Genomic DNA, 19,965 nt, shown 5'->3' on the forward strand with positions numbered 1-19,965 from the left:
AGGAGTATTCGCTATGCCGTATGCTGGCGATACGCCAGAGCGGATGCCGTGAGGCAGGTCCTCTATGAGCGGACGGCGAGACGCGCGCTCGACCGGATGCCGGCCGGCGACAGGCACGCCCTGGACCGCAAGCTGCGCCATTACGCGGCGACCGGGGAGGGCGACGTCAAGAAACTGGTCGGCACGGAGCACTATCGCCTGCGGCATGGAGATTGGCGTGCCATCTTCATTCTGACGGGCGACGTGGTCGTGGTGAAGATCGCGCATCGGCGCGAGGCCTATGCGAGATAGGGCGGTGCGATGAACGAAGCGGTTTCCTTGAAGGGCGAGCCTCTGATCGTCCTGACGCGCGCGGAATATGACGAACTGATCGAGGATGCCGGCGATGCCGCGCTGGCGCGCGACGCCATGTCCAAGGATGCCGGCGCCCCCGCCATGCCGAGCGAGCTGGTCCAGGCGGTCTGGAGCGGAACGCTTCATCCGCTGGCCGCCTGGCGCAAGGCGGTCGGTCTCAGCCAGGCGGAGCTGGCGGCGAAGGCGAAGCTTCGGCCGGCGACCGTCAGCGACATCGAGAGCGGCAAGATCGACCCCCGCCTCTCGACGCTGCGGGCGCTGGCGGCTGCCCTCGGTCTCGGGATCGAGGACATCGTCGACTGACATCCCGTCCCACCGCGCCGGGGCGCTTCTCCTGGTGGTGAATCCCGGCATCCGCGCCATCACACCCTCCCCAGGGCGAAGCCCTTGGCGATGTAGTTGCGCACGAACCAGATGACGATCGCGCCGGGGATGATGGTCAGGACGCCGGCGGCGGCGAGGACGCCCCAGTCCATGCCGGCGGCCGAGACGGTGCGCGTCATGATGGCGGAGATGGGCTTGGCCGCCGTCACGGTCAGCGTGCGGGCGATGAGCAGTTCCACCCAGGAGAACATGAAGCAGAAGAAGGCGGCGACGCCGATGCCGCTCGCGATCAGCGGCGTGAAGATCTTCAGGAAGAAGCGCGGAAAGGAATAGCCGTCGATATAGGCGGTCTCGTCGATCTCCTTCGGCACGCCCGACATGAAGCCTTCGAGAATCCAGACGGCGAGCGGCACGTTGAACAGGCAATGCGCCAGCGCCACCGCGATATGCGTGTCGATGAGGCCGAAGGCCGAATAGAGCTGGAAGAAGGGCAGGGCGAAGACCGCCGGCGGCGCCATGCGGTTGGTGAGCAGCCAGAAGAACAGGTGCTTGTCGCCGAGGAAGCGGTAGCGCGAGAAGGCATAGGCGGCCGGCAGCGCGACGGCCACCGAGATCACCATGTTCATCACCACGTAGATGATCGAGTTGACATAGCCCGAATACCAGGACGGATCGGTGAAGATCGTCCGGTAGTTGGCGAGCGTCGGCTCGGCCGGGACGAGGGTGAAGGCGCCGATGATCTCCTGGTTCGTCTTGAAGCTCATGTTGACGAGCCAGTAGATCGGCAGGAGCAGGAAGAGGATATAGACGATCGGAACGAGCGCCTTCGGCCGGAACCGGCCGGAAGCCATGCGCGCGCGGGCCTTCAGCGCGCTTTCCGAATGGAGCGCCGGCGGCAGGGCTCCGGCGGCGGTGCCGATCTCGGTGGCGCTCATCTCAGGCGTCTCCCTTCGGCGCCGGGCGGTCGGTGCCGGCATTGGTCATCACGGTGTAGAAGACCCAGGACAGGAGCAGGATGATCAGGAAGTAGATCAGGCTCATCGCCGCCGCCGGGCCGAGATCGAACTGGCCGACGGCCATCTTCACGAGGTCGATCGACAGGAAGGTGGTGGAATTGCCGGGGCCGCCGCCGGTGACGACGAAGGGCTCGGTATAGATCATGAACGAGTCCATGAAGCGCAGCAGCACGGCGATCAAAAGCACGCGGCCCATCTTCGGCAGCTGGATGTAGCGGAAGACGGCGAGGCGCGAGGCGCCGTCGATCTTGGCCGCCTGGTAATAGGCGTCGGGGATCGAGACGAGGCCGGCATAGCAAAGCAGCACGACGAGGCTCGTCCAGTGCCAGACGTCCATGACGATCAGCGTCGCCCAGGCGTCGAAGGAATTCTGGACATAGTTGTAGGGAATGCCGAGGCTCGCCAGCGTATGGCCGAGAAGGCCGATATCGGTGCGGCCGAAGACCTGCCAGATCGTGCCGACGACGTTCCAGGGAATGAGCAGCGGCAGCGCCATCAGGACGAGGCAGACCGGCACCCAGATGCCCTTCTTCGGCATGGCGAGGGCGACGAGAATGCCGAGCGGCACCTCGATGGCGAGGATGATCGCGGAGAAGAGGAGATTGCGCCAGAGCGCGTCGTGGAAGCGCGGCGAGGTGAGGATCTCGCCGAACCATTCCGTGCCGGCCCAGAAGAACTTGTTGTTGCCGAAGGAATCCTGGACGGAATAGTTCACCACCGTCATCAGCGGGATCACCGCCGAGAAGGCGACGAGCACCAGGACCGGCAGGACCATGAACCAGGCGCGGTTGTCATGCGTCTTGTTCATGTCAGGCCCTTCCCTCGACCAGCCAGGAATCGGCGTAGAGATTGAGCGCGCCCGGCGCGAAGACGACATCGGCCTCCGCCGGCAGCGCCTCGCCTTCCGGCAGGACGGAGACGATCTTCTGGCCGTTCAGCTCGGCGCGCACGATGCGCTCGGAGCCGACATCCTCCACCCGCGCGATCCGCACCGGAATGCCCTGGCCGCGCGGTACGAGGCGGACGAATTCCGGCCGGATGCCGAGCTCGGTGCGCGCGCCGCCCCGCGCCGGCGACAGGCCGGCGGGCAGCGGCACGCGGGCGCCGGCCAGGACGGCCTCGGCGCCGTCGAGCTCGCAGGCAAGGACGTTCATGCCGGGCGAGCCGATGAAATAGCCGACGAAGGTATGGCGCGGCCGCTCGAACAGTTCCTCAGGCGTGCCGATCTGCACGACCTGGCCCTCGGTCATCACCACCACCTTCTCGGCGAAGGTCAGCGCCTCGGTCTGATCGTGCGTCACATAGACCATGGTCATGCGGAACTGGCGGTGCAGCTCCTTCAGCTCCGAGCGGAGCTGCCATTTCATATGCGGGTCGATGACGGTGAGCGGCTCGTCGAACAGGATGGCGTTGACGTCGGAGCGCACGAGGCCGCGCCCGAGCGAGATCTTCTGCTTCTCGTCGGCGGTCAGCCCCTGCGCCTTGCGCTTCGCCTTGGCCTCCAGGCCGAGGCGGCGCAGCATGTCGGCGACGCGGGTCTCGATCTCCGCCTTCGGCACCTTACGATTCCGCAGCGGGAAGGCGAGATTCTCCGCCACCGTCATCGTGTCGTAGATCACCGGAAACTGGAAGACCTGGGCGATGTTGCGCTCTTCCGGCGAGAGCGTCGTCACATCCCGGTCGCCGAAGCGGATCTCGCCCTCGGACGGGGTCAGGAGGCCGGAAATGATGTTGAGGAGCGTGGTCTTGCCGCAGCCGGACGGCCCGAGCAGCGCATAGGCCCCCCCGTCCTCGAAGGTGTGGTCGACCTCGCGCAGGGCATAGGTGCCGGCGCGCGCCAGCTCCGGCGTATAGGCGTGGCGGATATGATCGAGACGGATGCGGGCCATCGGTTTCTCCTCAGGCCGCGAGACGGGGGGACGTCTCGACCGCGCGCCCGTCGGCGTCGAAGACGAGCATCGCGGCGGGATCGAAGGACAGAGTCACGGGATCGCCCGGCTGGACGCGCTGCACGCCCGGCACCAGCGCGACGAGCCGCTGGCCGGCGACCTCGGCATGGATGAAGGTCTCCGAGCCCGTCACCTCGGCGATGACGACGGTGCCGCGCAGCCGCGCCGCGCCCGGGCGCTCGGCCAGCGACAGGTGATGCGGGCGGATGCCGGCGCGATAGGCGCCGTCCGGCAGGCGCGCCTGCGTGCCGGCGGCCGGCGTCGCGAAGCCGAGGCCGGAGACGAATTCGCCGCGCGTCTTGGTGAGCTCCACGACGTTGAGCGGCGGATCGGAAAAGGTCAGCGCCGTCCGGAGATCGGCGGGATGGCGGTAGATCGCGGCGGTCGGACCGAATTGCGTGACGCGCCCTTCCGAAAGCGTGGCGGTGTTGCCGCCGAGAAGCAGGGCCTCGGTCGGCTCGGTGGTCGCATAGACGAAGACGGCGCCCGTCTCGGCGAAGATGCGGGGCAGCTCCTCGCGCAGTTCCTCGCGCAGCTTGTAGTCGAGATTGGCGAGCGGCTCGTCGAGAAGCACGAGATCGGCGCCCTTGACGAGGGCGCGCGCCAGGGCGGTGCGCTGCTGCTGGCCGCCGGAGAGATTGAGCGGCAGGCGCTTCAGATAGGGTTCGAGCTTCAGGAGCCGCGCCGCGCGCTCGACGGCCGCCTCGATCTCGGCGGCGGAGCGCCCGGCGACGCGCAGCGGCGAGGCGATGTTCTCGTAGACCGTCAGCGCCGGATAGTTGATGAACTGCTGATAGACCATCGCGACATTGCGCCGGCGCACGGAAACGCCCGTCACGTCCTCGCCATTCGCGACGATGCGGCCGGAGCTCGGCCGGTCGAGGCCCGCCATCAGGCGCATCAGGCTGGTCTTGCCGGCGAGCGTCGGCCCGAGCAGCACGTTCAGCGAGCCGCGCTCCAGGCGCAGCGACACGCGGTCGATATGGGTTTCAGCGCCGACCACACGGGTGACGTCGATCAGTTCCAGCAACGAACCCTCCCAGGCTCCCAACGGATTTCGCCCTCGGCGGCGCGCCGGCTTCCCGGCGCCGTCCTTCCGTCCTCAGGCCGCGGCCGTTCTCCGCGTCATGGTGATGCCTTCCACATAGGCGTCCAGCGCCCGCGCCTCCTCGTCGGAGAAGCGCAGGCCGAGCTTCGAGCGGCGCCAGAGGATGTCCTCGGCGCCGCGCGCCCATTCCTCCGCCACCAGCCAGCGCACCTCGCCCTCGAAGAGGCCGTGACCGAGATCGCGGCCGAGCCCCGCCGCCGCGATGGCGAGCGCGTCGCGGCCATAGGCGCGGATCATGCGCCGCACCGTGCGGCCGTTGAGCATCGGCGCGGCGCGGGCGAGCTCGCCCTCCAGCGCCGCGACGCCGTCGATCGGAAAATCGCCGCCCGGCAGCGGCGCGCCGCCGGTCCAGGACGCACCGCGCCGGCCGATCCGCTCGCCGATCCGCTCCAGCGCCTCCTCGGCGAGCTTGCGATAGGTGGTGATTTTGCCGCCGAAGGCGTTGAGCACGGCGGCCTCGCCGCGCGCCGGATCGCCGTCGAGCTTCAGCACGTAGTCGCGCGTCGCCTCCTGCGCCTTGGAGGCGCCGTCGTCGAAGAGCGGGCGCACGCCCGAGAAGCTCCAGGCGACGTCCTCGCGCCGCACCGGGCGCTCGAAATAGTCCGAGGCGGCGGCGAGGAGATAGTCCGTCTCCTCCGGCGTGATCGCCACTTCGGACGGGTCGCCCGCATAGTCGCGGTCGGTCGTGCCGACGAGGGTGAAATCCTCCTCGTAGGGGATCGCGAAGATGATGCGGTTGTCGGCGTTCTGGAAGATATAGGCGCGGTCGTGGTCGAAGAGCTTCCGCGTCACGATATGCGAGCCCTGCACGAGGCGGATGTTCTTCGCCTCGTTGCGGCCGAGCGCCCGGCGGATGACGTTGTCGACCCAGGGGCCGGCGCTGTTGACGAGGAAGCGCGCGGTGACGCCGCGCTCGGCGCCGCCCTGGCGCTCGCGCAGGCGGATGCGCCAGAGCCCGCCCTCGCGCCGCGCCTCCACCACTTCCGTGCCGGTCATGATCGTCGCGCCGCGCGCCTTGGCGTCGCGGGCGTTGAGGACGACGAGGCGCACGTCGTCGACCCGCGCGTCGGAATATTCGAAGCCGCGCTTGAAGACCGGCTTCAGCGGCGCGCCGAGCGGGCCGGACAGATCGACCGTGCGGGTGCCCGGCAGCTTCCGGCGCCCGCCGATATGGTCGTAGAGGAAAAGGCCGAGCCGCAGGAGCCAGGCCGGGCGCAGGCCCTGGTGATAGGGCAGGACGAAGCGCAGCGGCCGCACGATATGCGGCGCGATGGCCCAGAGCACCTCGCGCTCCATCAGCGCCTCGCGCACCAGGCGGAATTCGTAATGTTCGAGATAGCGCAGCCCGCCATGGATCAGCTTGGTCGACCAGGACGAGGTGCCGGAGGCGAGGTCGTTCATCTCCGCCAGGCCGACGCGATAGCCGCGACCGGCGGCATCGCGCGCGATGCCGCAGCCGTTGACGCCGCCGCCGATGACGAAAATGTCGAAATCCTCCATGCCGCCCGTTCGCCTCCCTTTCGCATTGCACCATTTTTGATGCGTGAGCGAATATCGATGAGGCTATACCGAAAGCGAAGCGAAGATCAAACGAAATCGTCGGCCGAGATCCGCGCCGTCTCCACCGGTTCGTCCGGCGCGCTGGCCGGCTCGCTCGCCGTCTCGATCAGGCGCACGCCATGGCTCTTGCAGACCGCGCGAATGCCGGGCCGGGCGCTGTCGGTGACGAAGGTGTGGATCTGCGACAGATGGCCGACGCGCACCGGCGCCGAGCGGTCGAATTTCGAGCCGTCCGAGGCGAGGACGACATGGCGGGCATTGGAGATGATGGCCTGCGCGACGCGCACCTCGCGATAGTCGTAGTCGAGGAGCGAGCCGTCGGCATCGATCGCCGAGACGCCGATCACGGCGAAGTCGACCTTGAACTGGCGGATGAAGTCGACGGCGGCCTCGCCGACGATGCCGCCGTCCGAGCGCCGCACGACGCCGCCGGCGATGACGATCTCGATCTCGGGATAGGGCCGCATCAGCGAGGCGACGTTGATGTTGTTGGTGATCACCATCAGCCCGGACTTGCGCAACAACGCCTGGGCGACGGCTTCCGTCGTCGTGCCGATATTGATGAAGAGCGAGGCGCGGTCGGGAATGAGCTCGGCCGCCGCCCGCCCGATCGCCGCCTTCTCCTCCGCCGCGATCAGCCGGCGCGCGTCGTAGCCGACATTCTCGACGCTGGAGGAGAGGACCGCCCCGCCATGGACGCGGGCGAGCAGCCGCGCGTTGCAGAGATCGTTGAGATCCTTGCGGATGGTCTGCAGCGAGACGCTATAGGTCTCGGCGAGGTCCTCGACCGTCACCCGGCCGAAGCGCTTGGCGCGTTCGAGGATCTGCGACTGGCGTTCGGACAGCATGCGTCTTCTCCTGACGCGCGAACGATGCCGAAAACGAAAGCGGATCGCAAGCGCGACGCGACGCGTTCCCGCCGATGACGAGGGGGGATGATTGGGGCGGGGTGAAGACGGAAGGCTCAGCCGAAGAGCGAGCGCATGACCTGCGAGAGATCGACGGGCTTTTCGAGCCGGGGCACGTCGTCATAGGAGGAGGGCACGGCGAGCGCGTCGTAGCCGGTGGCGAAGACGAAGGGCACGGCGAGCTGGCGCAGCCGGTCGGCGACGGAATAGGCCTTCTCGTCGCCGAGATTGACGTCGAGGATGGCGCCGTCGAGCACCCGGCTCTCGATCAGCGACAGGGCCTCCTCGACATTCGGGGCGGGGCCGACCGGGACGGCGCCGGCCTGTTCCAGGCCGCGCTCCAGCTCCTCGGCCAGCATGTACTCGTCCTCCACGACGAGGATGGAACGCCCGCTCACCTCAGACATCCTTCGTCTCCTTGCGGTCGGCGGCCACCGGCAGGTCGAGGACGCAATGCACGCCGTCCGGTTGAAGTGCGTAGCTGGTCCGCGCTTTCAACTGGTAGGGCAGGGCCTTTTCGATCAGCTGGCGTCCGAAGCCGCCGCCCTGGGGCGCGGCGCCGGCGCTCGGCATGTCCGCGACGCCGGTCTCGCGCCAGTCGACGACGAGCCGCTTCTGCCGGTCTTCGACCGCGACGCGCCAGCGGATGGCGAGATGGCCGGTGCCGGTGGCGAGCGCCCCGTATTTCACCGCATTGGTGGCGAGCTCGTGCAGGGCGAGGGCGAAGATCTGCACCGTGGTCGAGCGCAGGCGCACGCCGGGCGGCCCTTCCAGCGTCAGCTGCCGGCCCGCGCCGTCCTGCACCGCGCCGTGGGCCGCGAGCTCGGCCTGGAGCAGTTCGTCGAAGGCGATCTTGTCGCCCTCGTCCAGCCGCGACAGCAGGCTGTTGACGCGGGCGAGCGCTCCCAGGCGGTCGCGGATGCGGGCGTGGAAATCCTCCAGCGAGACCGCGCCCTCCAGCGTCCGGTCGACCAGCGAGCGCACCACGCCGATGAGATTGCGCGTGCGATGCTGCACCTCGTGGATGAGGACGCTCTGATGCTCCTGCAATTGCCGGAGATCCTCGACATCGGTCGAGGTGCCGAGCCATTCCAGGATCGCCCCATGCGCGTCGCGCACCGCCGTCGCGCGCGACTGGAACCAGCGGAAGCTGCCGTCCGAGCCGCGCCGGAGCCGGCCGTTCATCTCCAGCCGCCCGGAATCCGGCGCGCTGCGCCAGAAGGCGAGGGCGGGCTCCCGGTCCTCCGGATGCAGCGCCGCCAGCCAGCCATGGCCGGCGCTCTCGGCCTCGGAAAGACCGGTATAGCTGGTCCATTGCGGGCTGGCCCAGGTCCAGCGTCCGCCGTCGTCGGTGCGCCAGACGAGCTGCGGGATGCCCTCGATCAGGCTGCGCAGGCGCAGTTCCGTTTCCTGGCGCTTCGTCATGTCGCGCCCGATGCCGCCGATCAGCCGCACCTCGCCCGCCTCGCCGGCGATGGGAAAGGCGGTGCTGCGCAGCCAGCGCAGCGAGCCGTCCGCCGCCCGCCGGAGCCGGTATTCGAAGGTGACATGCGCGCCCTCGCGCACGCGGCGCAGGGCTTCCAGGACATGGGCACGATCCGCCGGCACGACGAAGTCGAGCCAGCGGCGGTGATTGTCGCCGGCGAGCGCCTCGGCGAGAGTGATGCCGTAGATCTCCTCGCAGGCCGGGGTGAGATAGTGCAGATGCAGCGTTTCGGCGTCGCGGATCCAGAGAATGTCGGAGGAGGCCTCGCCGAACAGGCGCAGCCGTTCCTCGCTGCGGCGCAGCGCGTCGGCCGTCCGCTTGCCGAGCAGCGCCTGCCAGATCGCCGGCGCCAGGGCCTCGGCGCTTTCGAGATCCTCCGGCCGAAAGCCGCCGGGACGGTTGCCGAGGCCGATCATCCCGACGGTACGGCCCTGATGCAGGAGGGGCACGCCGAGAAAGGCGCGCAGCGGCGGATGACCCTTCGGCACGCCCACCCGGTCCGGATCATGCGCCGGATCGTTGACGATCCGGCCGCGCCCCTCCTTCAGCACCCGGCCATAGATGCCGTGGACGGGAAGGCCCGTCGGCGCCCTGCCGCGCGGATAGGCCGGATCCTCCATGCTGAAGGCGGCCCAGCCGCCGGGGCTGATCGAGAGCTCGTCGAGCCGGCCGGTCACGCCGTTGACCTCCGCCATGAAGCTGAAGGCGGCGCCGGTCACTCCCTCGGCGATCTCCAGGCAGAGCTGGCCGAGCTCCTCCTCCGAGCGGGCGCTCAGCGCTTCGCGGAAGATGCGGTTGATCCCCTCCAGCACCGCGTTCTTGCGCCGGATGCGCTCCTCGGCCGTCTTGCGCGCGTCGATATCCATGTTGAGGCCGATCCATTTGCGGATCGCCCCCCGCTCGTCGAGGAGCGGCATGGCGCGGACATTCGTCCAGCGGTGGCGCCCTTCCGGCGAGCGGATGCGGAATTCGGCGTTGAAGATGCGCTGGGCGGCGAGGGCGCCGCGCCATTCCCGCTCGGCATGGGCCCGGTCGGCGGGATGCACCGCCTCGATCCAGCCATGGCCGAGCCATTCCTCGAGCGGCTGGCCGGTATAGGCGCGCCAGCTCGGACTGTCGGCGATGGCGACGCCCTCGGCATCGGTTTCCCAGGTCGCCTGCGCCAGGCCTTCGAGCAGCGCGCGGGCGCGGGCATCGCTTTCGCGCAGGACACGCTCCAGCGCCCGCCTTTCGGTTCGGTCGCGAAAGATCACGGCGCCCCAGCCGTTCTCGGCATTGTCGACCTCCCTTTCGGCAATCAGAGGTCGTATCTGAAATCCGTCGCGGAGGCGAGACGTTCCGATCGGCCCTCGGTACGTCTTTCCACGGAATGTTCAGTCGCTCAAATCAACTTCCGCTGTTCGCTTCGGGGGATAGGTTTTCAGAGGCCCACCTGATGCAGCCTCTCCTCGACGATGGGCCGCAACCTTGCGGTGAGGGCGGAGGGGAGCTCGACGGCGTTGAGCCGCCAGGTCCAGCGCGTGAGGCGCAGGCGGAGCGTCGTCCAGTTCTCGCGCCGGTCGTCCTCGCCGATCGTGACGACGAAGGTGTTCGGCGAGCGGAACCGCCAGTCCCGGATATGGCGGAAGGGATTGTTCGGCAGGCTGGGCAGGCTGAAGCTGCCCTCGCCCGGAGCGCCTTGCGGCGCCTCGCGGCGCAGCGCGTCTTCGAGCGCCGCCGGCAGGCGCCCGTCGGCGATCAGCGCCCGCAGCGCCGCGTCGTCGAGGACGCGGGCGAATTCCTGGTCGAGCGCCGACTGGGCGAGGCCGACGACGAGGCTGCGTCCGAGCTGGCCGAGCTTGCGGTCGATCGCGCCGCCGCGCGTGCCGTCATCGAGGATCTGGCGCAGGAGCGAGCGGCGCACGGCCGTGGCGTCGATCCGGCTCGCCGCCTCGGCGACGTCCCCGGCGCGCACTGCCTGGGCAAGCTGGGCGAGGCCGACGAAGGGCCAGGCCGTATAGCCGATCGCGACGAGCCCCAGCACCGCCGCGACCAGAAGGAATTTCCGCATCGATCTCGCTCCGCCGGCGCCGGAACCATGCGAGGGGCCGGCGCCGGCCGCGCTCGCGTCGGCGCGGTGGAAAGCCTGCCCTCCGATGGTCCGATCGCCGCCCTTTCCATCCTCCGTCGCCCGTCCGGACGACGTTCACGCCGCGCCGCCCGACCCGGCTTCCGCCGGGATCGGCGGGCGCGCGGAAGGCGAGGCGATCCTCGACCCCGGTCCAAGCCCGAACCTCTGGGCCGAGCTTGCGGGCGCGTCAAGCCGGCGGCGCGCACGACCGCGTCTTCCGCCGCGCGACGATCCGCTCCGACGCTTCGCCATGCCGCGAAGCGCTTCGACGATCCGATGATGTGAAGGAAAACCTGGTGGAGCTGAGCGGGATCGAACCGCTGACCTCGTCATTGCGAACGACGCGCTCTCCCAACTGAGCTACAGCCCCGTCCACCGGTGCACCCTGCGGTGCGAGGGAGCTTCTAGGGCGGCGAGGCCCCCCCTGTCAAGCGCGTCTTGCGGGCGAATGACGGGGGAATGTCGTTTCCGGGACTGGCCGCCTCGCGGGCGGGCCGGGCAGGGAGCGGGCGCGCGCCGCGCCGGCCGGCGCTTGCGGGCGCGGGCGGCGCTCGCTACATGACGGCGACCCGAAGAAGGCCGAAAGACCTCCATGCTCGCCGTCCTCCAAGTCGTTCTCCTCGTCCTCGACATCGTCTGGTGGCTGGTGATCCTGTCGGCGATCCTGTCCTGGCTCTACGCCTTCAACGTCGTGAACTCGCGCAACCAGTTCGTCGACGCGATCGGCAATTTCCTTTATCGCGCCACCGAGCCGCTCTATCGGCCGATCCGGCGCTTCCTGCCCGATCTCGGCGGCATCGACCTGTCGCCGCTCGTCGTGCTCCTGCTGATCTTCTTCCTGCAGCAGGTCATCGCGATCTATCTGATTCCGGCCGTCTATCGCGCCGGGCTCTGACGCTGGCGAAGCCCTTCGCCGAGCTACGCGGCGGGCGCCTTCTCGTCCGCCTGCGGCTGACGCCCAAGTCGGCGCTTGACCGGGTCGCGGGGCTCGCCACCTTCGGCGAGGAGGAGGCGCTTCTCGTCAAGGTGCGGGCGCCGCCGAGCGAGGGCGAGGCCAATGCGGCGCTCCTCAAATGCCTCGCGGCGGCGATGGATCTGCCGAAAACCGCGCTCAGCCTGGAAGCCGGGGCGAAAGGCCGCCTGAAGACGGTCGCCGCCGAGGCGAGCCCGGAGCGCCTGTCGGCGGCGCTCGACCGGCTCCGGCGGGCCGCGACCGCCGCCTGATTTCGAACGCATCGCCCGAAACGAAAAGGGCGCCCGAAGGCGCCCTGATTCCATGCCGAAGAACGGCGGCCGTCAGCCCTTGGCCTTCTCGGCCTCGGCGCGTTCCACGGCCTCGACGATGAGGGCGCGCGCCATCTCGGCATTGCCCCAGTCGCCGATCTTCACCCACTTGCCGGGCTCCAGATCCTTATAGTGCTCGAAGAAGTGCTCGATCTGCTGGAGCGTGATCTCCGGCAGCTGGTCGTAATTCGTCACCTTTTCGTAGCGGCGCGTCAGCTCGGGCGAGGGGACGGCGATCACCTTCTCGTCCTTGCCCTTGTTGTCCTCCATCACGAGGACGCCGATCGGGCGGCAGTTGATGACGCAGCCGGGAAAGAGCGGGCGCGTGTTGACGACCAGCACGTCGATCGGGTCGCCGTCGTCCGAGAGCGTGTGCGGCACGAAGCCGTAATTTCCCGGATAGGTCATCGGAGTATAGAGAAAGCGGTCGACGAACAGCGCACCGGCTTCCTTGTCCATCTCGTACTTGATCGGATGGCCGCCGATCGGCACTTCGATGATGACGTTGATGTCGTCCGGCGGGTTCTTGCCCCGGGGGATCGCGTCGATGCGCATCTTGGTTCGTCCGGTTGCTCCAGATGGGCTGGCTTAGCCGGAAGTGACGATGGCGGCAATCGCAATGTCGAGCCTTGCGGATTCTCGGTAAATCCACGCGGCCGTTGCTTGGCTTCGCTCGGAAGGCCGGGATTTCATCTCCAAAGGAAGGCGAGCTTCTTCACCGCCACGCTGCCGAAGCTCTCGCGTCCTTCCGCGACATTGACGCCGCCGAGGCCCCGGTAGAAGGCGACGGCGTTCCGGTTCTCCGCCAGCGCCCAGACCGTCGTCCCCGCGAGGCCGCGCTCGGCGAGGAGGCCGCGCGCCGCGCCGAACAGGCGCCGGCCAAGGCCGACCCCCTGGAAGGCCGGCAGGAGATAGATCTCGTAGATCTCGCCGCCGACCGCGAGCGCCGGCATCCGGTTGCGCCCGAGCGTCGCATAGCCGACCGGCGCGCCGTCGAATTCGAGGAGGAGGATCGCGGCGCGGCGCCGCACCGCCTCCCGCCACCAGGACGGATCGCGGCGGCGGATCATCGCCCGGAGCGCCGGATAGGGAATGATGCCGGCATAGGCCCCCTGCCAGGCATCGGCATGGATGGCGGCAAGTGCCGCGGCATCCCGGTCCTCCGCGAAGCGGATATCGGCGGCCACCGTCTTCATTCCGCCTTAACCACGAAGCCGCCCGGCGCGATCCGTCCCGGTGGGTGAAAAATCCGCGCCTTAACGAAACGGCAAGGCTGTTTCCGGCGCCGCCCGCCGCCGAGGCGCCGCTTAGGGCGCCGTTAATGGCTGGCTCCCCATGATTCGGGTCCCGGGACTTCCTTGTTTCTCCAGCGAAAAAACGGCCCCTCCATGGTCCTCCGCGCTCTCGCCCTGGCCCTTCTGACCGCTTCGGCCGGCCTGACGCAGGCGGAGGCGGCGTCCTGCCCGGTCAAGAAGTTTCCGGTCGGGGCGCGGGTGCGCTCCGCCGATCTCGACACGCTGTTCGGCAAGGTCGACAAGCCGGAAAAGCCGCTGCGCTTCGTCTATGTCACGCAGTCGACGGAAGATGCCTTCTGGCGCCAGATCATCGCCGGGATCGAGGCGGAAGGCGCGCGGCTCGGCATCGCCGTGAAGGCCGTGGCCCCCGCCGACCGCCTGTCCGAGCCGCAGCAGATCGAGGTGGCGAAACAGGTCCTCGCCGATCCGCCGGACGTCCTCCTCGTCACGCCGATCACCGCCGGCAACCTGAAGCCGGTCCTCGACGAGGCCAATGCCAAGGGCATCCCGACGGTCGCGATCAACATGGCGACGGAGGGGGCGCGCAGCTTCATCGGCACCGATCACGTGCGGCTCGGCGCGATGGCGGCGGAATTCCTGCACGAGCTCTATCCCGCCGGCGCGAGCGTCGCCGAGATCGAGGGGCCGGTCGATTCGCCCTATCGCATCGACCGCGTGAAGGGCTTCGCCGAGGGGCTCGCCTTCTATCCGAGCCTGACGCTCGTCGGCAGCCGGGCGGCCGACTGGAGCCGGGAAAAGGCGCGGGACGCGACGCTGGCCCTCGTCGCCGAACATCCCGAGATCCAGGGCCTCTACGCCAATAACGACACGATGGCGCTCGGCGCGGTCGACGCGCTGAAATCGCTCGGCCGCCTGAACGACGTCGCCATCGTCGGCACCGACGCGATTCCCGAGGCGCGCGCCGCGCTGAAGACGCGCGCCATGAAGGGCACGGCCGCCCAGTTCCCGGTGAAGGAAGGCGAGCTCGCCGTGCAGACCGGGCTGCGGCTCCTCGCCTGCCAGGCCATCCCGCCCTGGATCGTCTCGCCGCAGGCGATGATGACCCAGAAGAGCCTCGAAGACTATGCCGAGCCGACGCAGTGACGCCGGTCCCCTTCCTCTTTCCAGCCCTGTTCGGATCGTCATGAACGCGAACCGTCTCCTTTCCGGCATCGGCGCCCGTCTGTCGCTCGGCTTCGGCGCGGTGCTCTTCATCCTCGTCGCGATGGCCGCCCATTCGGTCAGCCGCATCGATCTCATGAAGGACGCCTTCGCCGGCTTCGGCCAGCAGGCGGACGCCGCCGCAGGCGCCGACGACCTCACCGGCCGCCTCCTGGACCTGCGGCTGGCGATCGGCCGGTTCCTGGCGGCCGATTCGGTCGCCAATCTGCGCGAGCTCGACGCGGGCTACGAGGCGGTGAAGCAGAGCGTCGAGCGCCAGATCGCGGCGGCCGACCCGGAGCGGCGCGCCGGCTGGACGGCGCTGCGCGACCGCATCGTCGAGGGCTACGACCGCACGCTGAAGAGCGGCATCGGCATCGAGACATCGCAGGCCGCGGCGGACAAGGCGGCGGCGGTGGCCGCGAGTTCGGTCGGCGCCATGTCCGACACGGTCGCCGCCATGGTGCGCCGGAGCGCCGAGTTCGGCGACGTCTCGGCCATCGCCACCATCCAGGACAAGGTGCTGACGGCGCGCATGCTGATGCGCGGCTTCATCACCTCCGGCAATGACGACGACGCGGCGGAGGCGCAGGCGGCGCTGCGCGACGCCGAGCGCAAGTTCGATCAATTCCGCCGCATGGGCGACATCGCCAACCATCCGCTCGTCACCGACGGGCGCAAGAACCTGGCGACGCTGTTCGCGACGCTGAAGAACATGCGCGCCGCCGTGGGGAAGCGCGAAGCGGCCGTCGCCGAACAGACCCGGCTCGACGCGGCGCTCGCCACGGAGATCGGCGCCATGCGCGGGGCCGAGGCGGCGCGGATGGAAGAGACCAAGCGCTCCGCCGGGGCGATCGCCGAGGGCTCGCGCCAGACGACGGTGATCGTCGCCGGCGTCGCGCTGTTCTTCGGCATCGCCGTGGCGCTGCTCATCGGTCGCGGCATCGTGCGCCCGATCCGGGCCATGACCGGCGCGATGCGCCAACTGGCGGCGGGCGATCTCGCCGTCGCGATCCCCGGCACGGCCCGCCGCGACGAGATCGGCGCGATGGCCGGCGCGATGCAGGTGTTCAAGACCGCCGCGATCGAGCGGCGCGATCTCGCCGCCAGCGCCGAGGACGCGCGCCGCCGCGAGGAGGAGGACCGGCGCCGGGCCGAGGCGGAAGCCGCCGCCCGCGCCATCTCGGCCGAGCGCGCCTTCGTCGCCGCCAAGCTCGGCGCCGGGCTGCACGCCCTGGCCGAGGGCGACCTGACCATGCGGCTCGACGAGACGATGCCCGGCGAATACGAGACGCTGCGGCAGGACTTCAACAGCGCCATCGCCGCCCTGCAGGCGGCCGTGGCCGGCGTCGCGGCCGGGGCGGGGGGCATCGCGTCCGGCTCGCGCGAGATCGGTCAGGCGGCGGGCGACCTGTCGCGCCGCACCGAGACGCAGGCGGCGAGCCTGGAGGAGACGGCGGCGACCTTGAGCGGCATCACCGAGGCCGTGCGCCAGACCTCCGAAAGCGCGCGCGTCGCCCAGGCCGCCGTCGGCGAGGCGAAGGCCGATGCCGAGGCCTCGGGCGGCACCGTTTCGAGCGCCGTCGCCGCCATGGCCGAGATCGAGGCCTCGTCCGGCAAGATCGAGCGCATCATCGGGGTGATCGACGAGATCGCCTTCCAGACCAACCTTCTCGCGTTGAATGCCGGCGTGGAAGCCGCGCGGGCCGGCGAGGCGGGACGCGGCTTCGCGGTCGTCGCGCAGGAAGTGCGCGCCCTGGCCCAGCGCTCGGCCGAGGCCTCGAAGGAGATCAAGGGCCTCATCTCCACCGCCTCGCGCGAGGTCGGGAACGGCGTCGCGCTGGTCCACCAGGCGGGCGAGGCGCTGACCCGCATCGCCGGCCGCGTCATGCGGATCAATGAGATCGTGTCCGGCATCGCCGCCTCCGCCCGCGACCAGGCGAGCGGGCTCGCCGAGGTCAACGAGGCCGTCGACCAGATGGACAAGGTCACCCAGCAGAACGCGGCCATGGTGGAGGAGACGACGGCCGCAACGCGCGCGCTCATCGGCGAGGCGAGAAATCTCAGCGACATGGTCGACCGCTTCCGCGTTGAGGCGGCGCCGGCCGCCTATGCGCGGGCCGCCTGACGACAACGGGACGATCGCGGCCTCGGCCGGCCGCAAGCGCCGGAAAGGGCGGAACCGCCCGGCGACGGCTCGCCGGGACCGATCCATGACCGAGCCTCGCGGCCGCCTTCTCGCCGAGGCCGCGCCCTTCCGGGCGTGACGCGCCCCGGTCGAAAGGGGCGGAGGCGGGTTCTTACGCCGTTGCCCGGCGCCGCGCCGGATCGTAAGCCTTGCCCATGACCGTGCTTCCGGAACCCGGCGTCGGCTTCGGCCCCGACTTTCCCTTCGACTTCGAGGGCTGGCTGCGCCATCCCGCCGGGCTCGGCGCCGTGCCGCCCGAGCGCCATGGCGAGGAGGTGGCGATCGTCGGCGCCGGCATTTCCGGCATCGTCGCGGGCTACGAGCTGATGCGGCTCGGCCTGAAGCCGGTGCTCTACGAGGCGGGGCTGCTCGGCGGCCGGCTGCGCAGCCAGGCCTTCCAGGGCGCGGAGGGCATCGTCGCCGAGCTCGGCGGCATGCGCTTCCCGCGCTCCTCCACGGCTTTCTTCCATTATGTCGACGGGCTCGGCCTCGCGACCAAGCCCTTTCCCAATCCACTGACCCCGGCGGCCGGCTCGACGGTGATCGATCTCGAGGGCCGGACCTATTATGCCGAGACGCTCGCCGACCTGCCGCCGCTCTTTTCCGAGGTGGCCGAGGCCTACGAGGCGGCGCTGGAAGAGGCCTTCTCCTTCGCCGCCATGCGCCGCGCCATCCGCGCCCGCGATGCCGAGGCCGTGCGCGCCCTCTGGGAGCCGCTCGTGCATCTCTGGGACGAGCGCACCTTCTACGACTTCGTCACCAATTCCGACGCCTTCCAGCGCCTGTCCTTCCACCATCGCGAGGTCTTCGGCCAGGTCGGCTTCGGCACCGGCGGCTGGGATTCGGACTTTCCGAATTCCATGCTGGAGATCCTGCGCGTCAACGCGCTCGAATTCGACACGGACCAGCATCTCGTCGTCGGCGGCGTCGGGCAGGTGCCGCACGGCCTCTGGCGCGCGACGCCCGAACGGATGGCGCATTGGCCGAAGGGCACCTCGCTCGCCAGCCTGCACCGGGGCGCGCCGCGCCCGGGCGTCGCGGCGCTGAAGCGCCTGCCGGACGGGCGCATCGAGGTGACGGACCGCTGGGGCCGGCGCCAGGCCTTCGCCGCCGTGCTCGCCACCTGCCAGAGCTGGCTCCTCACCACGTCCATCGCCACCGACGAGAGCCTGTTCAGCCACAAGCTCTGGATGGCGCTCGACCGCACGCGCTACATGCAGTCTTCCAAGACCTTCGTGATGGTCGACCGGCCCTTCTGGCGCGACAAGGACCCGCTGACCGGCCGCGACGCGATGTCGATGACGCTGACCGACCGGCTGACGCGCGGCACCTATCTCTTCGACAACGGCCCGGACCAGCCGGGCGTGATCTGCCTGACCTATTCCTGGATGTCGGACGCGCTGAAGATGCTGCCGCTGCCGGTGGACCAGCGGGTGCGGCTGGCGCTGTCGGCACTGAGACAGGTCTATCCGACGCTCGACATCGCCTCGCATATCGTCGGCGATCCGATCACCGTGTCCTGGGAGGCGGATCCCAACTTCCTCGGCGCCTTCAAGGGAGCGCTGCCCGGCCATTACCGCTACAATCACCGCATGTATTCGCATTTCATGCAGAAGGACCTGCCGGCGACGGAGCGCGGCATCTTCCTCGCCGGCGACGACGTCTCCTGGACGCCGGCCTGGGTGGAGGGCGCGGTGCAGACGGCGCTGAACGCCGTCTGGGGCATCATGGCCCATTTCGGCGGCCGCAGCCCGGCCGACAATCCCGGCCCCGGCGATGTCTGGGACCGGCTGAAGCCGGTCGCCCTCGGCGAGTGAGGGAGGCGGTTGCGTTCCAGCCGCGTCGCCGCTAGCCTTCTCGCGTTCTCAGGGCGGGGTGGAAGTCCCCACCGGCGGTAGGCGGCCTCGGCCGCGAGCCCGCGAGCTCGGGCCTCGCCTTCGGCGGGGGCGGGCAGACCAGGTCGAATGCCTGGGCCGACGGTCAGAGTCCGGATGGAAGAGAACATGGGTGACGGGCGCCTCTACCGGCGACCGGTCGCGCATGCGATCGCCTTGGCGGACATGTCGTCAACCCATGAAGGGGATCGCCGTGGCATCCGCCCGCTATGCATTCGTGAAGGCCAATTGGCACAAGGAGATCGTCGAGCGCGCGCTCGTCGGCTTCACCGAGATCATTCCCGCCGCCGAGGTCGACGTCTTCGACGTGCCCGGCGCCTTCGAACTGCCGCTGATGGCGCGCGATCTCGCCGCGACCGGCCGCTACGCGGCGGTGGCGGCGGCGGCGCTCGTCGTCGACGGCGGCATCTACCGGCACGACTTCGTCGCCCAGGCGGTGGTCGACGGCCTGATGCGCGCCGGGCTCGACACCGGCGTGCCGGTGCTCTCGGTCTCGCTGACGCCGCATCACTTCCAGGAAACGCCGCATCATATCGGCATCTTCCGCGAGCATTTCGTGGAGAAGGGCCGGGAGGCGGCCCGCGCCGCCCTCATGATCGGCGCGACGCGCCGCGCCGCCCTCGACCCGCTGCGCAGCGCCGCCTGAGACGGAAGAACGGATCGTCGCGCGGGACGGCGCCGTCCCGCGCGCGTCTCATCCAGCCTTCGCTTCGTGGGCGAGGGACGATGTGTGCAGCGTCAGTCCCAAGGCCTTGACGACCCCCAGAAGCGTCGAAAGCTTCGGATCGCCCGCCGGGCTCAGAGCCTTGTAGAGAGCTTCGCGGGTGACGCCGGCCTCTTTCGCGACGAGGGTCATTCCGCGCGCCCGCGCCACGATGCCGAGGGCATGGGCGATGGCCGCGGGATCGCCTTCTCGAAAGGCTTCGTCGAGAAACTCCGCCTGTGCCTCGGATGAATCGAGAAATTCGGCGGCATCGAAGGGGATGGTTTCAATCGCCATGATCGGATTCCCATTGGGACGCGAGCCGGCGGGCCGCCTCGATGTCACGGCCCTGACTTGATTTGTCGCCGCCGCACAGAAGGATCACCAGCATCTTGCCGCGTCGCATGAAATAGACCCGATAGCCCGGGCCATGGTCGATCCGCAGTTCACCGAGGCCGTCGAAAAACTTGGCGTCTCCGAACTGGCCGCGTTCGAGTCGCACGATGCGACGGTAGGCTTGCCGGTCGCGAAGACCGATCAGCCATTTCCGAAAGCTCGCGGTCTGGCGAAGCTCGAACATATGTGAACTGTAGTTCACGAGACGCAAACCTGCGATCGGTCTGC

At 69.4% G+C, this 19,965-nt stretch carries 21 protein-coding genes, 1 tRNA gene and 1 riboswitch; of the genes, 8 read left to right on the forward strand and 14 right to left on the reverse strand.

All coding sequences use genetic code 11. The features are described 5' to 3' along the window. Positions 1–48: 48 nt before the first annotated feature. Positions 49–291, forward strand: a complete 243-nt coding sequence (locus tag IEY14_RS14635; protein WP_188909700.1) for a type II toxin-antitoxin system RelE family toxin — start codon at positions 49–51, stop codon at positions 289–291. A 9-nt stretch (positions 292–300) separates the two neighbouring features. Further along, complete coding sequence (locus IEY14_RS14640; RefSeq protein WP_188909702.1) at positions 301–657, forward strand: helix-turn-helix transcriptional regulator; 357 nt, start codon at positions 301–303, stop codon at positions 655–657. A 59-nt stretch (positions 658–716) separates the two neighbouring features. Here IEY14_RS14640 and IEY14_RS14645 read toward each other — a convergent pair whose 3' ends face one another. The 10 genes from IEY14_RS14645 to IEY14_RS14690 all read right to left on the reverse strand — a co-directional run bounded on the left by IEY14_RS14645 (position 717) and on the right by IEY14_RS14690 (position 11,185). Further along, a complete protein-coding gene (locus IEY14_RS14645; protein WP_244639506.1) occupies positions 717–1,529 on the reverse strand; it encodes a carbohydrate ABC transporter permease in 813 nt (270 codons plus the stop codon). A gap of 85 nt (positions 1,530–1,614) precedes the next feature. Further along, on the reverse strand, positions 1,615–2,502 hold the full coding sequence (locus IEY14_RS14650; RefSeq protein ID WP_188909706.1) for a carbohydrate ABC transporter permease: 888 nt from the start codon (positions 2,500–2,502) through the stop codon (positions 1,615–1,617). A 1-nt stretch (position 2,503) separates the two neighbouring features. Continuing rightward, on the reverse strand, positions 2,504–3,583 hold the full coding sequence (locus IEY14_RS14655; RefSeq protein WP_188909708.1) for an ABC transporter ATP-binding protein: 1,080 nt from the start codon (positions 3,581–3,583) through the stop codon (positions 2,504–2,506). A gap of 10 nt (positions 3,584–3,593) precedes the next feature. Continuing rightward, complete coding sequence (locus IEY14_RS14660; RefSeq protein ID WP_188909710.1) at positions 3,594–4,673, reverse strand: ABC transporter ATP-binding protein; 1,080 nt, start codon at positions 4,671–4,673, stop codon at positions 3,594–3,596. Positions 4,674–4,745: 72 nt separating this feature from the next. Next, entirely contained in the window at positions 4,746–6,251 is a 1,506-nt protein-coding gene (gene glpD, locus IEY14_RS14665) for a glycerol-3-phosphate dehydrogenase (RefSeq protein ID WP_188909712.1), read from the reverse strand. 86 nt (positions 6,252–6,337) lie between these two features. Next, positions 6,338–7,159: a DeoR/GlpR family DNA-binding transcription regulator gene (locus IEY14_RS14670; protein ID WP_188909714.1), complete on the reverse strand. Its 822-nt coding sequence runs from the start codon at positions 7,157–7,159 to the stop codon at positions 6,338–6,340. Positions 7,160–7,275: 116 nt separating this feature from the next. Next, positions 7,276–7,626 (reverse strand): response regulator, encoded by a 351-nt coding sequence (locus IEY14_RS14675; RefSeq protein WP_188909717.1) that lies wholly within the window; start codon positions 7,624–7,626, stop codon positions 7,276–7,278. Next, on the reverse strand, positions 7,619–9,958 hold the full coding sequence (locus IEY14_RS14680; RefSeq protein ID WP_188909719.1) for a PAS domain-containing protein: 2,340 nt from the start codon (positions 9,956–9,958) through the stop codon (positions 7,619–7,621). The genes IEY14_RS14675 and IEY14_RS14680 overlap by 8 nt, the downstream gene beginning before the upstream one ends. Before the next feature lie 167 nt (positions 9,959–10,125). Then, positions 10,126–10,755, reverse strand: coding sequence for a DUF2939 domain-containing protein (locus tag IEY14_RS14685; protein ID WP_188909721.1), 630 nt, complete (start codon positions 10,753–10,755; stop codon positions 10,126–10,128). Positions 10,756–11,109: 354 nt separating this feature from the next. Beyond that, positions 11,110–11,185, reverse strand: a tRNA-Ala gene (locus IEY14_RS14690). A gap of 222 nt (positions 11,186–11,407) precedes the next feature. On the opposite strand from IEY14_RS14690, the gene IEY14_RS14695 reads away from it, so the two are divergent. Both IEY14_RS14695 and IEY14_RS14700 read left to right on the forward strand, forming a co-directional pair. Continuing rightward, positions 11,408–11,710, forward strand: a complete 303-nt coding sequence (locus tag IEY14_RS14695; RefSeq protein WP_188909723.1) for a YggT family protein — start codon at positions 11,408–11,410, stop codon at positions 11,708–11,710. Positions 11,711–11,760: 50 nt separating this feature from the next. Further along, positions 11,761–12,039: a DUF167 family protein gene (locus tag IEY14_RS14700; protein WP_280515050.1), complete on the forward strand. Its 279-nt coding sequence runs from the start codon at positions 11,761–11,763 to the stop codon at positions 12,037–12,039. Positions 12,040–12,111: 72 nt separating this feature from the next. Here IEY14_RS14700 and ppa read toward each other — a convergent pair whose 3' ends face one another. Next, entirely contained in the window at positions 12,112–12,654 is a 543-nt protein-coding gene (gene ppa, locus IEY14_RS14705; RefSeq protein WP_188909725.1) for an inorganic diphosphatase, read from the reverse strand. Between the two features lie 134 nt (positions 12,655–12,788). Beyond that, positions 12,789–13,295 carry a GNAT family N-acetyltransferase gene (locus IEY14_RS14710; RefSeq protein ID WP_188909727.1) on the reverse strand — a complete coding sequence of 169 codons (507 nt, stop codon included), beginning with the start codon at positions 13,293–13,295 and terminating at the stop codon, positions 12,789–12,791. A 192-nt stretch (positions 13,296–13,487) separates the two neighbouring features. Between IEY14_RS14710 and IEY14_RS14715 the strand changes: the two genes are divergently transcribed. The 4 genes from IEY14_RS14715 to IEY14_RS14730 all read left to right on the forward strand — a co-directional run bounded on the left by IEY14_RS14715 (position 13,488) and on the right by IEY14_RS14730 (position 19,284). Continuing rightward, the gene (locus IEY14_RS14715) at positions 13,488–14,498 is read left to right on the forward strand and encodes a substrate-binding domain-containing protein (protein ID WP_188909729.1); all 1,011 of its coding nucleotides are present in this window, start codon (positions 13,488–13,490) and stop codon (positions 14,496–14,498) included. A 40-nt stretch (positions 14,499–14,538) separates the two neighbouring features. After that, positions 14,539–16,683: a methyl-accepting chemotaxis protein gene (locus IEY14_RS14720; protein WP_188909731.1), complete on the forward strand. Its 2,145-nt coding sequence runs from the start codon at positions 14,539–14,541 to the stop codon at positions 16,681–16,683. 215 nt (positions 16,684–16,898) lie between these two features. Next, a complete protein-coding gene (locus tag IEY14_RS14725) occupies positions 16,899–18,560 on the forward strand; it encodes a flavin monoamine oxidase family protein (RefSeq protein ID WP_188909733.1) in 1,662 nt (553 codons plus the stop codon). Positions 18,561–18,600: 40 nt separating this feature from the next. Beyond that, positions 18,601–18,750: riboswitch (FMN riboswitch) on the forward strand. A 66-nt stretch (positions 18,751–18,816) separates the two neighbouring features. Next, positions 18,817–19,284 carry a 6,7-dimethyl-8-ribityllumazine synthase gene (locus IEY14_RS14730; RefSeq protein WP_373288979.1) on the forward strand — a complete coding sequence of 156 codons (468 nt, stop codon included), beginning with the start codon at positions 18,817–18,819 and terminating at the stop codon, positions 19,282–19,284. A gap of 48 nt (positions 19,285–19,332) precedes the next feature. On the opposite strand, the gene IEY14_RS14735 is transcribed toward IEY14_RS14730, so the two are convergent. Next, complete coding sequence (locus IEY14_RS14735; protein WP_188909735.1) at positions 19,333–19,638, reverse strand: addiction module antidote protein; 306 nt, start codon at positions 19,636–19,638, stop codon at positions 19,333–19,335. Further along, a complete protein-coding gene (locus tag IEY14_RS14740; RefSeq protein ID WP_188909737.1) occupies positions 19,628–19,921 on the reverse strand; it encodes a type II toxin-antitoxin system RelE/ParE family toxin in 294 nt (97 codons plus the stop codon). Before IEY14_RS14740 ends, IEY14_RS14735 begins: the two co-directional genes overlap by 11 nt. Positions 19,922–19,965 lie beyond the last annotated feature (44 nt).

The sequence above is a fragment of the Aureimonas endophytica genome, from assembly GCF_014642635.1.
In the GTDB taxonomy this organism is placed as follows: Bacteria; Pseudomonadota; Alphaproteobacteria; order Rhizobiales; family Rhizobiaceae; genus Plantimonas; species Plantimonas endophytica.

Coding starts and splice junctions, on each gene's coding strand:
- IEY14_RS14710 (WP_188909727.1), bottom strand. CDS start 13,295: ATGAAGACGGTGGCCGCCGATATCCGCTTCGCGGAGGACCGGGATGCC.
- IEY14_RS14695 (WP_188909723.1), top strand. CDS start 11,408: ATGCTCGCCGTCCTCCAAGTCGTTCTCCTCGTCCTCGACATCGTCTGG.
- IEY14_RS14740 (WP_188909737.1), bottom strand. CDS start 19,921: ATGTTCGAGCTTCGCCAGACCGCGAGCTTTCGGAAATGGCTGATCGGT.
- IEY14_RS14720 (WP_188909731.1), top strand. CDS start 14,539: ATGAACGCGAACCGTCTCCTTTCCGGCATCGGCGCCCGTCTGTCGCTC.
- ppa (WP_188909725.1), bottom strand. CDS start 12,654: ATGCGCATCGACGCGATCCCCCGGGGCAAGAACCCGCCGGACGACATC.
- IEY14_RS14685 (WP_188909721.1), bottom strand. CDS start 10,755: ATGCGGAAATTCCTTCTGGTCGCGGCGGTGCTGGGGCTCGTCGCGATC.
- IEY14_RS14640 (WP_188909702.1), top strand. CDS start 301: ATGAACGAAGCGGTTTCCTTGAAGGGCGAGCCTCTGATCGTCCTGACG.
- glpD (WP_188909712.1), bottom strand. CDS start 6,251: ATGGAGGATTTCGACATTTTCGTCATCGGCGGCGGCGTCAACGGCTGC.
- IEY14_RS14730 (WP_373288979.1), top strand. CDS start 18,817: ATGAAGGGGATCGCCGTGGCATCCGCCCGCTATGCATTCGTGAAGGCC.
- IEY14_RS14715 (WP_188909729.1), top strand. CDS start 13,488: ATGGTCCTCCGCGCTCTCGCCCTGGCCCTTCTGACCGCTTCGGCCGGC.
- IEY14_RS14725 (WP_188909733.1), top strand. CDS start 16,899: ATGACCGTGCTTCCGGAACCCGGCGTCGGCTTCGGCCCCGACTTTCCC.
- IEY14_RS14735 (WP_188909735.1), bottom strand. CDS start 19,638: ATGGCGATTGAAACCATCCCCTTCGATGCCGCCGAATTTCTCGATTCA.
- IEY14_RS14675 (WP_188909717.1), bottom strand. CDS start 7,626: ATGTCTGAGGTGAGCGGGCGTTCCATCCTCGTCGTGGAGGACGAGTAC.
- IEY14_RS14655 (WP_188909708.1), bottom strand. CDS start 3,583: ATGGCCCGCATCCGTCTCGATCATATCCGCCACGCCTATACGCCGGAG.
- IEY14_RS14670 (WP_188909714.1), bottom strand. CDS start 7,159: ATGCTGTCCGAACGCCAGTCGCAGATCCTCGAACGCGCCAAGCGCTTC.
- IEY14_RS14650 (WP_188909706.1), bottom strand. CDS start 2,502: ATGAACAAGACGCATGACAACCGCGCCTGGTTCATGGTCCTGCCGGTC.
- IEY14_RS14645 (WP_244639506.1), bottom strand. CDS start 1,529: ATGGCTTCCGGCCGGTTCCGGCCGAAGGCGCTCGTTCCGATCGTCTAT.